Genomic DNA, 13,135 nt, shown 5'->3' on the forward strand with positions numbered 1-13,135 from the left:
CATGCGACTGGGACTGTACAACGCCATCCTGCACGACCGCTCCCTCTCCGAGGCCATCGCGGTCGTCGCGGATCTCGGTCTGACCGGGCTGGAGATCAACACCGGTGGGTTCCTGCCCGCCGTGCACGTGCCCACCTTCGACGACATCCTCGTCAGCGACGCCGCGCGCGACGACTTCCTCGGGATCTTCGAGGGCACGGGCGTCGAGATCGCGGGGCTGAACTGCAACGGAAACCCGCTGCACCCAAATCGTCTGATCGGCGACAAGCACGCCGAGGACGTGCGCAGGGCGATCCGACTCGCCGAGCGCCTCGGTCAGCACCGCGTCGTGACCATGTCGGGCCTTCCCGGCGGCGAGCCGGGAGCGACGCGACCGAACTGGATCGTGAACGCCTGGAACTCGGCCGCCCTCGATGTCCTGGACTACCAGTGGGGCATCGCGGCCGATTTCTGGCGAGAGACGGACCGCCTCGCCCGCGACCACGACGTCAAGGTCGCGCTCGAGCTGCATCCGCAGAACCTCGTGTTCAACTCGGCCGACGTGCACAAGCTCATCGACCTCACCGGTGCCTCCCACGTCGGCGTCGAGCTGGACGCGTCTCACCTGTTCTGGCAGCAGATGGACCCGGTCGCCGTGGTGCGCCACCTGGGCGAACTGGTGTTCCACGCCGCAGCCAAGGACGTGCGCATCAACCCAGAGCACGCTGCGCTCAACGGCGTGCTGGACAACAGCTTCCGCCGGCTCTCGCCGGAGGAGCCGCGCACCAACCTGGGTGGGGACGAGTGGGCCAACGAATGGCCGAAGCAGTCCGCGTGGGACTTCGTCGCGCTCGGCAAGGGCCACGACGTGGCGTACTGGACGGAGTTCCTGCGGGCACTCCATGAGGTCGACCCGGAGATCATGGTCAACATCGAGCACGAGGACGTCGAGCTGGGCCGGATCGAGGGCGTCCAGGTCGCCGCGGAGGTGCTCAAGGCCGCCGACGCCGCCCTGCAGGAGTCGCTGGCGTGACGATCGCCTGGGCCTCCTACCCGTATGACGGGAAGGTGGTTCTCGTCACCGGCGCCGGCAGCGGCATCGGGCGTGCCATCGCCCGCGCCTTCCTCGAGCAGGGCGCGTCCGTCGCGGTCGTCGGCCGCGGCGAGGCCGCCCTGCGGGAGAGCGTCGACGGGCACGACGACCGCGTGCTAGCGATTGCGGAGGACCTGACCTTCCCCGGCGCGGCCGAGCGCGTCGCGGATGCGGTGGTCGACCGGTTCGGGCGCCTCGACGTCGTGGTCGCGAACGCGGGCACGAGCGAGCCCAGCGACATCGACACGTTCGATGATGCCGTCTGGGAGCGTCAGCGGGCGATCAACCTGGACGCCGTCATCCGGCTCGCCCACGCGGTTGTCCCGCATCTGCGGTGCACTCGGGGGAGCCTCGTGGCGATCTCGTCGATCGCGGGGCTGCGCGGCGACTGGGGCATGTTCGCGTACAACGCCACCAAGGGCGCGGTGAACGCGCTCGTGCAGAGCCTCGCGCTGGACCTCGGCGCCGACGGCGTGCGGGTCAACGCGATCGCCCCGGCGTTCACGCACTCGCGCCTGACAGAGGAGCGCCTGGACGACCCGGAGTTTCTGGGGCGTCTGCTCGACCGGGTAGCCCTCGGGCGGGTGGCCGAGCCGGAGGACATCGCGCGTGTGGCGCTGTTCCTCGCCAGCCCTGACGCCGGGTACATCACCGGGGCGATCATCCCGGTCGACGGCGGCACCACCGCCTCCACCGGGACGCCTCGTCCCCTCGGCTGAGGACCGCAACGACGATCGCCTCCCCGCGCGAGCCCTGCTCGGCGGGGAGGCGATCTGCTGTGGTTGTGGTGCGGATCAGCCGGCCGGGAGGCGGTCCCGGTCGTAGGTGATGTCGGTGTGGCCGTGCGGCACTGGGTGACCCTGTTCGTCGACGCTCACGAACACGATCTTGTCGATCGCGATGATCCGCTCGCGGGTGACCATGTTCCGAGCCTCGGCACGCATCGTCAGCGAGGTGCGGCCGAACGCGGTCGCCCGCAGTCCGATCTCGATCAGGTCTCCCTGTCGGGCGGAGCTGGCGAAGTCGATCTCGGACATGTATTTCGTCACGGCTCGGGGGTTGCCGAGCTGGAGGATCGCGTAGATCGCCGCCTCCTCGTCGATCCAGCGCAGCAGGCTGCCGCCGAACAGGGTGCCGTGCGCGTTGAGATCCTCCGGCCGCACCCACCGGCGCGAACGGAACGTGATGTCCCCGTCGGTCACGCTCATACCGGCGGCAGCAGGATGTCCCGCACGATCCGGTCCAACTGCTCATCGGCCTCCAGGAACTGCCGCAGCGTCCGCACGGTCGCCCCGAACGTGTCGAACTCCTCCGGCGCGAGCCCGTCGACCTCGTAAGCGCGGCGGAACTCCGGCACCCGCGCCTGCAGCGTGTCGAGGATGTCCTCGTCCACGGGCACGTCGATGCGGTCCTCTGCGGGGATGCTGTTCTCGTTGATGCGCAGCTGCCAGTCGAACGGCGGGGACACCACCAGATCGCCGCCCTGCAGCTCGGACCACTGGAAGTGGTTGCGGAACGCCGCCGACAGCACCCGGGACCGGTACCCGCGCTCGGCGAACACGCGATGTGCGCGCTTGAGCGCGGCCACCCCCGCCCACTCGAGCACGCCCGGGTCCACCAGGATGCGGTTTTTCTGCACGTACGCCTTCAGCCAGTCATCCAGCCGCCCGCCCATGAGCGTGACGACTGAGCCGAACTCCCGCTCGGGCAGTCCGTCGGCCGCACGGCGGTCCAGGCCCCGCTCGATCGCCGCGGCGGCGGCCACAGCCTGAGCGACGGTGAACGACACGGTGACGTTGACGCTCACACCACGGTAGGTCGCCTCCTCGATCGCCCGCAGCCCCACCGAGGTCGCGGGGATCTTCACGATGATGTTCTCCGCCAGGCCGCTGAAGCGGACCGCCTGCGCGACGAGCGCGTCCGCGTCGCGGTGCAACCGGGGGTCGGTCTGGACCGACAGGCGCCCGTCTCGTCCGCCGCTGGCACGGAAGGCCGGCTCGAGCAGCCGCGCGGCCTCGATGGACAGCTCCTCCACGACCCGCCAGCCGATCTCCGACTCCGACGCGGCCGGGTTCTCCGCGGCGAGCTGTGCGATGCGCGGCGCCCACACATCCAGGTGCGCGTTGATCGCAGCGAGAGCGATGACAGGGTTGCAGGTGGCGCCGACCGCGCCGAACTCGATCGAGCGGGCGAGCTCGTCGAGATCGGCGGAGTCATTCCACAGCGCGGTCGGGAAACGGTCCGCGGCCTGGCGCAGCGGCAGCACATCCCCGCTCGTGACGGGCGTGATGGTGGTCAACGGACTCTCCTCGTCGAGTTTGTCAGGACATACGAATGTCTGCCTACCATACGGCAAGACTGTGTCGGAGCGATACCTCGATGTAACGTTGTTCGGACAACGAGACGTGGAGGCGATGTTGGCTCAGAGCGAGACCGTGCTGCCGGCGGACTTCTTCCTGGATCTGGACCGGGCAAGCCCGGTCCCGCTCTATTACCAGATCGCCAACCGGCTCGAGCGGGCCATCCGCGAGGAGCAGCTGCCCGCCGGAAGCCGCCTGGAGAACGAGATCTCCATCGGGCACCGCTTCGGCCTCTCCCGCCCCACCGTGCGCCGGGCCATCCAGGAACTGGTCGACAAGGGCCTGCTGGTGCGCCGCCGCGGGATCGGCACGCAGGTCGTGCACGGCCAGGTCACCCGCGGGGTCGACCTCACGAGCCTGTACGAGGACCTCAGCCAGACCGGTCAATCCCCCACCACACAGGTCATCCGCCACGAGGCCGGCACCGCCGACGAGACCGCCGCGGACGCCCTGGGCGTCGAGGCGGGTACACCCGTGGTGCGCATCACACGCCTGCGCCTGGCGGACGGGGTGCCGATCGCGGTGCTCGACAACACCCTGCCCGAGGCGTTCTCCGACATCACCCGTGATGACCTCGAGCAGCGCGGCCTGTACCAGCTCCTGCGCGCCCGCGGCGTGACGATCCGCGTCGCCAAGCAGCGCATCGGCGCCCGCGCCGCCACCCACGCCGAGAGCCAGCTGCTCTCCCTCCCACGCAACGCCGCCGTCCTGTCGATGAGCCGCACCGCATTCGACAGCTCCGGCCGCGCCGTCGAGTTCGGCAACCACTGCTACTCACCCGACCTCTACTCCTTCGAGATGACACTCGTCGAAAAGTAGCTTCACCGCCCGCTCCGATCCATGTCCTGACATTGTGATGTATGGTCTTTCAGGGGCTTCGGCTCCCGACCACGACGAAGACGTACGGAGGCGCACGAGCGATGGAGCACAGCCAGACCAGCGACAAGACCGAGTCACAGGAGACCGGAGACGGCGGAAAGAACGCCCCCAGGACGCCACGCCTCGGACTCATCACCTTCATCGCCACTCTCGGCGGACTGCTGTTCGGCTACGACACCGGCGTGATCAGCGGCGCGCTGCCGTTCATGACCCTCTCCCCCGACGAGGGCGGCCTGAACCTCACCCCCGCACAGGAGGGCATGGTCGCGTCCTCGCTCGTGCTCGGCGCCGCCTTCGGCGCATTCTTCGGCGGAAGGGTCTCCGACCGGCGCGGCCGTAAGGCGACCATCATGATCCTCGCGATCGTGTTCTTCGCCGGGGCGCTCGCGTGCGCGTTCGCGCCGACCACCGAGTTCATGATCGTCGCCCGGTTCCTGCTCGGTTTGGCCGTCGGCGGCGCCTCCGCCACCGTCCCGGTGTTCCTCTCCGAGCTCGCCCCCGCCGCCCGGCGCGGCCAGATCGTCAGCGTCAACGAACTGATGATCGTCTCCGGTCAGCTACTCGCCTACACCTCCAACGCCCTCATCGCGTCGTTCTTACCCACCGAAGGCGCCTGGCGATGGATGCTCGCCCTGGCCTCCATTCCCGCCGTCGCCCTGTGGCTGGGGATGATCTTCGTCCCGGAGTCCGCCCGCTGGTTCCTGTCCCAGGGACGAGAGGATGATGCCCGCCGCAGCCTCGCCCGCACCCGCGCCGCCGCGGACATCGAGACCGAACTGGCCGAGATGACCGCGAACGCCGAACGCGACGCCCGCGCCGGCAAGGGCTCGCTGCGCGACCTGCGCACACCGTGGATCCGCCGGCTCGTGTTCCTCGGCATCGGCATCGCCGTGCTCTCTCAGCTGACCGGCGTGAACAGCATCATGTACTTCGCCCCGACCGTGCTCATCCAGACCGGCCTCAGCACCCAGGCGTCGCTCTTCGCCACGATCGCCAACGGTGTCGTCTCCGTCGTCGCCGTCAGCATCGGCATCTGGCTGCTCTCTCGCGGCGTCGGCCGCCGCCCCATCCTCATCGCCGGACAGGCGGGCCTGACCACCGCTCTCGTGCTGCTGGGCGTGTTCTTCCTGCTGCCCGAGTCGCTGCTGCGCTCCTACCTGGTCCTCGGCGGCATGCTCATGTTCCTCTTCTTCATGCAGTCCTGCATCGGGCCCATCTTCTGGCTGCTGCTCGCCGAGATCTTCCCCCTGCGCATGCGCGGCATCGCCACCGGCCTCGCGATCTCCTTCGTCTGGATCGCGAACACCGTCGTCTCCCTCGTGTTCCCCATCCTCATCGACGCGATCGAGGGCTACACCTTCTTCCTGTTCGCCCTCATCAACATCGGCACCTTCATCTTCTACGTCATTGCCGCCCCCGAGACGAAGGACCGCTCACTCGAGACCGTCGAAGCCGAGATGGAGGAGCGGTTCACCGGGACGATCAAGACGCTGAGCTGAGCCAAGCCGCGCTCAGAGTTGCCGGGTCTCGCCGTCGACATCCGCGGCAGTCGCCTTCTGCTGAGCGTGTCGTCGCACAGCGTCCACGTCCACAGTCGGATCGTGTACTGCTTGGCCGGGTTGCCGCATTCCTCGCAGGTCTCGATGCTCGCCCACGACGCGGCGAGGATCGCCTCGTGGAACACCTGCAGGTGCAGCGATCCGTCGGATGAGAGGTACGCATAGTAGTCGAAGGATCCGACCTTGGACTTGATCTGATGCACCAGGTAGTCCAGCGCCATCTCGGCAGGTGCGTGTCGAGGCGAGCCAGCAGCGGGAACCGGCCGGACCCGACGTCGATCCACGCAGGCCAACCCGGAGCGAACCGAGCGAGGATCGACTGGAGCTCGGGTGGGAAGTCGTCAGTCATGCGCTCCCCTCGAGTCGTGCCACGTCAGGCGCCGACTGGCCGATTGTGCGTCCAATGGATCAAGCGGCAGAAGTTCACGGGCGCATCAGCTCGTCGACCACTGAGGACAGCGGAACCCGTTGCCAAAGCGATAACGGCACAGCTCCTACGCAATCCCCCGAAGCCGCTGCGCCTCGACCACGCGCCGGACGCCGATCCGGACGGCTGCCTCGCGCATCGTGATGGCATCCCGCTCCGCTTCGACGACCACGACGTCCCAAGCATCGCGCATCCCGTCGCGGAGCACCTCCGCCACGACCTGGCGCGTCCATCGACGCCGCGCGCGGGCCTGCACCCATTCGAAGTCGGGCCGGTCACCGCATCGCTCCAGCACTACCGGCGGTTTCGCGTGGTCTGGCCTCAGCGGTCGACAAGCGTGAGTTCGAAGGAGTACAGGTCAGGCCGGTAGCAGTGCTGGCCGAATTCGACGGCGTTGCCTGATGCGTCGAAGGCGGTGCGCTCCATCGTCTGTACAGCGCCGCCGCGGCGGATGCCGAGCGACTCGGGCTCGGCGGCTGTGGCCGCGCGCGCACCGATGCGCTGCTTGGCGACGCGCATGGCCACCTCGCGCGCACGCAGCAGCTGGTAAAGGCCACGGCTCTCGAGCTCCTGGGGCGTGACGTCCGTGAACTGGGGCGGCAGAACATCATCGAGCACCGCGATCGGGACGTCCTCGGGGAACCGCAGCCGCCGCACATGCAGAACCGGATCTCCGACGGCGATGCCGAGCGCATCGGCGAAAGATTGGTCGGCCTCTCCGTTCTCCAGAGAGGACCTGTGTGCGCGGATGCTGCCCCGTCTGCTCCAGATCCTCGTACATGCTCGTGAGCTCTACACCCCGGGTGATCCGCCCCTGGAAGGTGTCCCCAGCCTCACCGCGGGGCCTTTCCGGCTCCATAGGAGGCGCATAGAGACGGCGCCGTTCATCATCACCGTCTCGCTCATCCCGATGAGGCACGCGTCCTTGACGACACAGCCGTGTAGGACAGCGGTGTGGCCGACGCTCACGTCCCCGCCGACGACCGCGGGGTATCCGGGATCCGCGTGCACGACGACGTTGTCCTGCAGGTTCGAACCGGCACCGATCACGATCAGGTCGCCGTCGCCGCGCACCACAGCGGCCCAGAACACACACGCGAAGGCGTGCACCTCGACCCGGCCGATCAGCGTGGCGGTCGCCGCGATCCACGCGCCCTCGGACACCTGGCGAAACTTGCGCTCGAACGGGACGACCAGCATCCCTCCACGCCAGAGCGGCGGTCACGCCGCTGCGTCGTCCGCGCCCTCCGCAAGGCGGATCGACCCATCCGCGTTGTGGGCCGTGGCCGTGGTTGGCCGTGGCCGTGGTTGGCCGTGGCCGTGGCCGTGGCCGTATGCGACGGTTCGCGTCTGCCGAACAGTGCCTGCATTCCCAGGCCAAATAACCCCGCGGGCTCCGCGGCGGCGATCTGAGGCCGGTCGGTCGCTCGTCGACTCGGATGATCCGCCGCTGCGGATGTTCCTCGGGACGTCGCCGCTCACGACGATCGTCGCGGACTACAGCGGGCGGCTCGACGGCCGGGCGCGCTGGCAGCACGTTGCCGAGCCTGCGCAAGGCCGGCCTGGGGAGGTGTTCATCAGTGCGATCAAGGCGCCATGACGCGCACTCACCACATCCCGCCGACTACCGGAGGTCGATCTCTGCAGTGGTGCTGGCCTCCAGGAGCGGGCTCTGCAGCTGCGACAGCCGCTCAACGGGACCGCCGAGCGCACGGGTGGCCAGGGTCGCGGCTTCGAGCACGCGATCAGCGATGGCGATGACCTGGTTGACGCCGATGCGCTGGGTCGGACCGGAAACGCCGATGCTCCCGAAGATGTCGCCGTTGATATCGAATACAGGAGCGGCGATGCACCTGACATCGGGGTTCAGTTCTTCGTCATCGACGGCGAAGCCTCGTTGCCGAACGGTCGAGAGGTCCCGGGTCAGGTCGTCGAGGGTGCCGTGGGTGCGAGAGGTGTAGCGGGTCAGCGGTTCGGACACGAGGCTGCGTACGCGGTCTTCGGGCAGGAAGGCGAGGACCGCTTTGCCCGTGGCTGTCGCGTGGAGCGGCGCGCGATCTCCGACATCTGTATTGACGCTCACCCGGTGCGGGCCACGGCGCTGCAGCACGTACACGATGCCGTCGCTGGTGACCTGCGCGGCGTGCACCGACTCCCCGGTGGCCGCGACCAAGCTGTCGCATGCCTGTTGCGCGGCGGTGCGGAGGTCGAGGTCGCGCAGAATCGCCCCTGCGACTCCGATCAGGTGCGCCGTGGGGCGGTAGCGCTTTGACTCCGCGTCCTGGGCGATGTACCCGCGGGCCTTCAGCACTTTCAGCAGCCGGTGCGTGTTGCCACGATCGAGGGAAAGCCGCCCTGCGATCTCGCTGACGCCGAGAGCGGTGCCGGCGCCAGCCAGCAGTTCGATGACGTCGAGCCCTGTCTCGAGCGTGCCCGCCCTGTTGCCCGTTGCCCCCTCTGTCATGGCATCACCGTACAACACCGTTGTCTGCTTCTGGCTGAGCGAAGCGCATCAGCTCAGTCGAGGAGAAGGCGCGGCAGGAAGAGCGCCACGTCAGGCAGGAGTGCGAGCAGAATCATTCCGATGATGTAGACGAGCACGTAGGGCAAGACGGAGACCGAGGTCCGTTCGATGCTCGTCTTGGCGATCTTCGAGGTCACGAAGAGCACTACGCCGACGGGAGGAGTGATGACGCCGAGCGACAGTGCCAGGACCGCGATCAGCGACAGGTGCAGAGGTTCGATTCCCGCCGCCGTGCCGACGGCCATCACCACGCCGGAGGTCAGTGCCATCGCCGCGAGTGACTCCATGAACAGTCCGAGGACCACGAAGAGCGCGATCATCAGCAGCAGGAGGAGCACGCCGTCGCCGACGCCGCCGAGGAGCCCTTCCGCGATTCGGGTGGGCACCTGCTCTCGGGTGAGCATCCACGCGAACACGCCCGAGCAGGCGATGACGAACATCACCGACGCGGTGGTCTTACCCGCTCGCACCAGCATCTCCACAAGATCGCGCCAGGTCGCACCGTACAGGGTGACGGCGAGAAGCACCGTGACCACGGCGCCGATCGACGCGGCCTCTGTCGGTGTGGCCAGCCCTGCGAGGATCGTTCCGATGATGCTGACCGGCACGACGATCGACGGAAGGGCGTGGAGCAGGGCCCTGCCCATCTCCGACGCGGACGCACGGGGCGACCTGGGCACACCACTGCGGGCAGCCTGCCAGCGCAGCACCAGGATGAACCCGAGAATGAAGATCGCGGCGGGCACGTAGCCCGCCATGAACAGTCCCCCGATGGACACGCCGGTCATGCCGCCCCAGACCACCATCGCGATGCTCGGGGGGATGACCGCGCCGAGGCTGCTGCTGGAGGCCTCGATCGCGGAGGCCTGTGCTCGGGAGTAGCCGGAGCGGATCATCGCGGGGATCGTCACGACGCCCGTGCCTGCGGCATTCGCCACGGGCGAGCCGGAGAACATGGACACGCCGGCGCTGGAGACGAGCGAGACCATACCCACGCCGCCCTTGGCGTGCCCGACGAGGGCCTTGGCCAGATCCACGAGCCTCGTCGACATCCCGCTGGCGTTCATCACCTCGCCGATCAGGATGAAGGCAGGGATCGCGGTGAAGACGAACGACGCTGTGGAGCCGATCATGCGCTGCGGGATCACCTCGATCGGCACCGTCCCGCCCGAGGAGAAGAAGATGTAGATCGCCGAGGTGAGCAGCAGCACGTATCCGATCGGGATTCGTGAGAGCAGCAGGATGAAGAAGAGCGCGATCACCGCTCCGAATGACAGCATCAGATCTCCTCGATCACGGTCTTGTCCGGGGCGCCGCCTCGCAGAGCACGGGTGATCGCGCGTGCGATCCGCATCGCCGCGTAGAGCGCGCACAGAGCAGCCCCCGTGGGAACCGCCAGTTGGAGGACTGCGGGATTGAGCCCGAGGCCCGGTGTGACCCGCGAGCCGCTGAGGCTGTCGGCGACGTAGCCGACGCTGGCCCAGATCAGGAAGGCCGACAGCGCGAACACGGTGATCTCGACCAGGACCACGACCCAGTTGTGGAACCGGTCTGGAAGCTTGTCGATCAGGAAGGTGACCGCCAGGTGCCCTCCCTCCCGGTGCACGAGCGCCATGCCGAGGAAGATCACCCAGATGAACAGCAGGTTCGCGAACTCGTCGGATCCGAGAACCGGGACTCCCAGCTTCCTGAGTGCCGTGGTGATCGCGATGTAGGCAACCATGGTGCCGGCCAGGGCGGCGGTGATCAGCTCCAGGCCCCGAGTCGGCCAGAGGGCTCTGAGAGGACCGTGTTGCGAGTTCTCGTTCGCCGTGTCGTCGGCCATTCCTGCTCCTTGCGTTTGTGAACATGCGTTGCGGGCGACGACGCGCGCCGCCGCCCGCAACGGGTGCTGCTAACCGAACAGTGCTTCGAACTCGGCCAGGTCAAGATCGCGCGCGTCGAAGTAGTCCTGGACGATCCCCGTGGTGAGTTCCTTGAACGGGGCGAGGTCTGGCTCGACGATGGTCATGCCGAGGCCTTTCAGTTCTTCGACCGCATCGTCGTTCGCAGTGATCTGCGCGTGCGACTGCTCTGCGCCCGCTTCGTCTACGGCACGCCGGATGATCTCCTGATCCGCTTCGGACAGCGACGAGAAGAACGACTCGCTCATGGTCACGTTCTGGTTCTGCGCCATGTGCGCGGTCAAGTTGAGGTGGCTCTGGACCTCGAAGAGCGAGGCCTGGATCGGCTTGGAGGCTGGATTCTCCTGACCGTCGATGGCGCCCGTCTCCAGCGCGCTGTAGACGGGCGCCATCGACACGATCTGTGCGCCGAATGCCGCCAGCGCGGCCGTGTGCAGCTCGGCCGCCGGCGTCCTGATGGTCAGGCCGCGGAAGTCCTCGGGAGTTTCGATCGCGCGGTTCGATGTGGTGTGACGATTCCCGTACCACCACGAGTTGTCGATCACGCGCAGGTCGGACTCCGCGGCGCACTGGTCCAGGAGCTCGCGGTTGAAATCGGAGTCGGTCGCGCGGCGAAGATTGTCGTACTGCTCCGCCTCCCCTTCGCCCGGCAGCACGTAGGGGAGGCTGTACACACCCACGGCCGGGCAGAAGTCGGCGACCTCCGCGCCTCCGACCATGGTGACGTGGACGGTGCCGAGGGAGAGGCCTTCGAGGGCATCCATCGCACCGCCGAGCTGCGAATCCGGGAACACCTCCGCGGTGATCCGGCCGTCAGAGTACTCCTCGACGAGCTCCGCGAACTTCACGGCCCCGGCGTGCACGGGCTCCGACGTCACGCCGGCATGCGCGATCACCAGAGAGTACGTGTCACCGGAGGATGGACCGCTGGCTGCCGACTCCGGCGAGGTGCAGGCGGCCAGGGCCAGGGCGAGGGCGGCCGTCGAGACGACGGCTCCAGAGCGATGCAACTTCATTGTTCGATCACCTTTGATATGTCCCCCAGGGCAGGAGGAGTGGACGCTATCGACGACGGTCCGTCACGGCAGTCACGGCGCTCTCATGCCTGGTCGACGCCATCGTCGTGTAGCCGATACTACAATCGGGTTGTTTCTACGGCAATAGATTGGTTGTCAGTGCTCGTCTTCGAGGAGCGCGTCGAGGAATTCCTTGCTCTCGCGCAGCACCTGCTCGTGGGGGCGAGTGTCACCTGCGAACGCATGCGCCTCGTGCTCCACGGAGACGACGCCGTCGAATCCGGTGGTGCGCAGAGCGTGAATCATGCGGGCGAAGGGGATGTCGCCCTCGCCGAGCGGCGGGAAGGACCATGCGCCAGGCCGGCCGCTCGCGTCCTTGAGCGCCGCGTGCACCGAATGGGGGCCGAGCGCGGTCGCCGCGGCGACGATATCCCCGTCCATGATCTGCAGGTGGGACGGGTCGAAGTTGATGGCGAGGCCCGGCACGTCCTCGAGCGCCTGCAGTGCCTGCGCGCTGGTGCCGATGATCTGCTCGACGATCGGCTCGAGGGCGACCTTCACTCCCAGCCGGGAGCCACGCTCGACGACGCGCTGGAGCGAGTCGATCAGCGGGTCCATCGCCGCGTTCGCGCCCGGGATCACATGTGCGACCGGGCAGTCGAGGTCGACGGCGAGTTCCAGAAGGCCCATGGTCCACTCGGTCGATTGCCGTCGCCGGGCGTCGTCCGGGTGTCCGAGGTCCTCGTGGTGGGCGCTGATGGCGGAGTACTCGGCTGCGCGCCGGAGCGCGGCGCGCTCCTCGCGGGTGGTCTCGGGCGTGACGTGCGGGCCCTGCCAGGGCAGGGTCTCCGCGTTCAGCTCGACATAGTCGTAGCCGTGGCTTCGCACGAGGGCGACGGCCTCAAGGACAGGGAGGTCCGTGAGGAATCCGGTGTGGAACGACGTCTTCACTCGGTTCCCTCCGCTTCGAGCGAGCGGAGGGCGGCGGAGGTGATCTCCGTGTCCCCGGTCCAGTGCGCGCCACTGGACCCGATTCCACCGACGACCGTTCCGCCGATGACGATCGGCTGACCGCCGCCGAAGGTGATGAGGCGCTCGACGCCGACCGCTGCGCCGTAGCGCAGCGGAAGGTCCTCTTCGACCGTCTTCTGCCATTGGTGGGTGGCGATGCGGGTGACTGCCGCGGTGTACGCCTTGTCGATCGCGATCTGGACGGAGGAGGGATTGGCCTCGTCGTCGCGGCCGAACGCGATGAGGAAGCCGCCGTCATCGACGACGGCGATCGAGACATGTTTGCCGAGCTCGCGTGCGTGATCGAGGGCGGTGTCCACGAGCCGCCGAGCCGCCGCGCGGGTGATGACGGCTTTGGGTCGGGTCAGGTCGTCAGCCATTGC

The 13,135-nt window shown here is 68.0% G+C and carries 17 protein-coding genes; 5 read left to right on the plus strand and 12 right to left on the minus strand.

The genetic code is table 11. The annotated features are described in order from the left end of the window. Position 1: 1 nt before the first annotated feature. Together EI169_RS14175 and EI169_RS14180 are read left to right on the plus strand one after the other, a co-directional pair. Complete coding sequence (locus EI169_RS14175) at positions 2-1,012, plus strand: sugar phosphate isomerase/epimerase (RefSeq protein WP_125132919.1); 1,011 nt, start codon at positions 2-4, stop codon at positions 1,010-1,012. Further along, entirely contained in the window at positions 1,009-1,791 is a 783-nt protein-coding gene (locus tag EI169_RS14180; protein WP_125132920.1) for an SDR family oxidoreductase, read from the plus strand. The genes EI169_RS14175 and EI169_RS14180 overlap by 4 nt, the downstream gene beginning before the upstream one ends. Before the next feature lie 75 nt (positions 1,792-1,866). On the opposite strand, the gene EI169_RS14185 is transcribed toward EI169_RS14180, so the two are convergent. Together EI169_RS14185 and EI169_RS14190 are read right to left on the minus strand one after the other, a co-directional pair. Beyond that, positions 1,867-2,274: a hotdog domain-containing protein gene (locus tag EI169_RS14185; protein ID WP_240640470.1), complete on the minus strand. Its 408-nt coding sequence runs from the start codon at positions 2,272-2,274 to the stop codon at positions 1,867-1,869. Between the two features lie 2 nt (positions 2,275-2,276). Continuing rightward, positions 2,277-3,371, minus strand: coding sequence for a transaldolase family protein (locus tag EI169_RS14190; RefSeq protein ID WP_346427089.1), 1,095 nt, complete (start codon positions 3,369-3,371; stop codon positions 2,277-2,279). Between the two features lie 118 nt (positions 3,372-3,489). Here EI169_RS14190 and EI169_RS14195 point away from each other — a divergent pair, with 118 nt between their 5' ends. Together EI169_RS14195 and EI169_RS14200 are read left to right on the plus strand one after the other, a co-directional pair. Continuing rightward, the gene (locus tag EI169_RS14195) at positions 3,490-4,251 is read left to right on the plus strand and encodes a GntR family transcriptional regulator (protein WP_125133502.1); all 762 of its coding nucleotides are present in this window, start codon (positions 3,490-3,492) and stop codon (positions 4,249-4,251) included. A gap of 101 nt (positions 4,252-4,352) precedes the next feature. Then, a complete protein-coding gene (locus tag EI169_RS14200) occupies positions 4,353-5,810 on the plus strand; it encodes a sugar porter family MFS transporter (protein WP_125132922.1) in 1,458 nt (485 codons plus the stop codon). Here EI169_RS14200 and EI169_RS14205 read toward each other — a convergent pair. The 4 genes from EI169_RS14205 to EI169_RS14220 all read right to left on the minus strand — a co-directional run bounded on the left by EI169_RS14205 (position 5,711) and on the right by EI169_RS14220 (position 7,497). Then, a complete protein-coding gene (locus EI169_RS14205) occupies positions 5,711-6,091 on the minus strand; it encodes a hypothetical protein (RefSeq protein WP_125132923.1) in 381 nt (126 codons plus the stop codon). The two genes, EI169_RS14200 and EI169_RS14205, sit on opposite strands and share 100 nt — an antisense overlap. Before the next feature lie 273 nt (positions 6,092-6,364). Next, on the minus strand, positions 6,365-6,592 hold the full coding sequence (locus tag EI169_RS14210; RefSeq protein WP_164515505.1) for a hypothetical protein: 228 nt from the start codon (positions 6,590-6,592) through the stop codon (positions 6,365-6,367). Between the two features lie 26 nt (positions 6,593-6,618). Further along, complete coding sequence (locus EI169_RS14215) at positions 6,619-7,068, minus strand: UTRA domain-containing protein (protein WP_346427098.1); 450 nt, start codon at positions 7,066-7,068, stop codon at positions 6,619-6,621. Between the two features lie 21 nt (positions 7,069-7,089). Further along, positions 7,090-7,497 (minus strand): gamma carbonic anhydrase family protein, encoded by a 408-nt coding sequence (locus EI169_RS14220; RefSeq protein WP_125132925.1) that lies wholly within the window; start codon positions 7,495-7,497, stop codon positions 7,090-7,092. A 256-nt stretch (positions 7,498-7,753) separates the two neighbouring features. Here EI169_RS14220 and EI169_RS14225 point away from each other — a divergent pair, with 256 nt between their 5' ends. Further along, positions 7,754-7,897: a hypothetical protein gene (locus EI169_RS14225; protein WP_205783820.1), complete on the plus strand. Its 144-nt coding sequence runs from the start codon at positions 7,754-7,756 to the stop codon at positions 7,895-7,897. A gap of 24 nt (positions 7,898-7,921) precedes the next feature. Here the strand turns inward: EI169_RS14225 and EI169_RS14230 are convergent, their stop codons facing one another. From EI169_RS14230 to EI169_RS14255, 6 genes are all read right to left on the minus strand, one after another. Beyond that, the gene (locus tag EI169_RS14230) at positions 7,922-8,761 is read right to left on the minus strand and encodes an IclR family transcriptional regulator (RefSeq protein ID WP_125132926.1); all 840 of its coding nucleotides are present in this window, start codon (positions 8,759-8,761) and stop codon (positions 7,922-7,924) included. Positions 8,762-8,814: 53 nt separating this feature from the next. Then, on the minus strand, positions 8,815-10,101 hold the full coding sequence (locus EI169_RS14235; protein WP_125132927.1) for a TRAP transporter large permease: 1,287 nt from the start codon (positions 10,099-10,101) through the stop codon (positions 8,815-8,817). After that, on the minus strand, positions 10,101-10,646 hold the full coding sequence (locus EI169_RS14240; RefSeq protein WP_125132928.1) for a TRAP transporter small permease: 546 nt from the start codon (positions 10,644-10,646) through the stop codon (positions 10,101-10,103). The genes EI169_RS14235 and EI169_RS14240 overlap by 1 nt, the downstream gene beginning before the upstream one ends. Positions 10,647-10,715: 69 nt before the next feature. Further along, positions 10,716-11,741, minus strand: coding sequence for a TRAP transporter substrate-binding protein (locus tag EI169_RS14245; protein ID WP_125132929.1), 1,026 nt, complete (start codon positions 11,739-11,741; stop codon positions 10,716-10,718). Positions 11,742-11,897: 156 nt separating this feature from the next. After that, positions 11,898-12,692, minus strand: coding sequence for a sugar phosphate isomerase/epimerase (locus tag EI169_RS14250; protein ID WP_164515506.1), 795 nt, complete (start codon positions 12,690-12,692; stop codon positions 11,898-11,900). Continuing rightward, a complete protein-coding gene (locus EI169_RS14255; RefSeq protein ID WP_125132931.1) occupies positions 12,689-13,132 on the minus strand; it encodes a heme-binding protein in 444 nt (147 codons plus the stop codon). Before EI169_RS14255 ends, EI169_RS14250 begins: the two co-directional genes overlap by 4 nt. Between the last annotated feature and the right edge of the window lie 3 nt (positions 13,133-13,135).

Origin of the sequence: Microbacterium sp. 10M-3C3 (assembly GCF_003931875.1) — a bacterium.
Taxonomy (GTDB): domain Bacteria; phylum Actinomycetota; class Actinomycetes; order Actinomycetales; family Microbacteriaceae; genus Microbacterium.